The organism is Bradyrhizobium iriomotense (assembly GCF_030160715.1).
Lineage (GTDB): Bacteria > Pseudomonadota > Alphaproteobacteria > Rhizobiales > Xanthobacteraceae > Bradyrhizobium > Bradyrhizobium iriomotense.
Window position 1 is genome coordinate 1 of record NZ_BSOW01000120.1, and the last position, 1085, is coordinate 1085.

The 1085-nt window shown below is 66.8% G+C and carries 1 protein-coding gene; it reads right to left on the bottom strand.

Features of this window, described 5'->3' with window-relative positions:
• The coding region (locus tag QQL28_RS45675) for an anthranilate synthase component I (RefSeq protein ID WP_284276427.1) at positions 1-1085 on the bottom strand (1085 nt) is incomplete at both ends.

Consider the following 1085-nt stretch of genomic DNA (forward strand, 5'->3'; position numbering starts at 1 on the left):
TCTTCCGCGGCCGGATCGGAGTCGAACAGGCAGGTCGCGCCGACGCGCACTTCTGCAAGCCCATCCTTCATGCGGATGGTGCGGATGGTCAGGCCGGTGTTGATGCTGCCGTCGAAATTCACCGCGCCAATCGCACCCGCATACCAGCGGCGCGGCGAGCGCTCGTGATCCTCGACGAACTGCATTGCCCAGAGCTTGGGCGCGCCGGTGACGGTGACGGCCCAGGCATGGGTCAGGAATGCGTCGAGAGCATCGAAGCCGGGACGCAACATGCCTTCGACATGGTCGACGGTGTGGAACAGCTTTGAGTAGGTCTCGATCTGCCGCCGTGCCAGCACCTTGATGGTGCCGGGCACGCAGACCCGCGCCTTGTCGTTGCGATCGACGTCGGTGCACATGTTGAGCTCGAACTCGTCCTTCTCCGAGTTCAGGAGCTGGCGGATCTGCTCGGCATCGCCGATCGCGTCGGTGCCGCGCGCAATCGTGCCCGAGATCGGGCAGGTCTCGACGCGACGGCCGTCGGAGCGCACGAACATCTCGGGCGAGGCCGACACCAGGAACTCGCCGTCGCCTAGGTTCATCAGCGCGCCGTAGGGCGACGGGTTGATGACGCAAAGACGCTGGAACACTTCTGCCGGCGACCGCTCGCAGGGCTCGGCGAAAAGCTGCCCCGGCACGGCTTCAAAGAGATCGCCGCGGGCAAAGGCCGCGCGCGCGGTTTCCACCGTCGCCTGGTATTCGCCGGGCGCGTGATCGGCAAAGCCCTGGCGCGGCGTCTTGAGATACGGGCTGTCCGCGGTCTCGCGCGTCAGGCCCTCGGTCGACCGGCCCTTCCAGGTGAAGTCGTAGCTCAGCACCACGCCGCGGCCGGTGGCGCGGTCATAGGCGAGCAGGCGATCAGGGACGTAGAGCACGATATCGCGCTGGTCGTTTTCGCGCGCGCGCTTCTGCACGAGGTCCTCGATCTGGAAGACGAGGTCGTAGGCGAAGGCCCCGAACAGGCCGAGCAGCCCGTCGTCATTGGCGGAAAAGGCGGCGACGAGATCGCGCACCAGCGACATCACGCTGGCGCGCCGGGTGCGCTG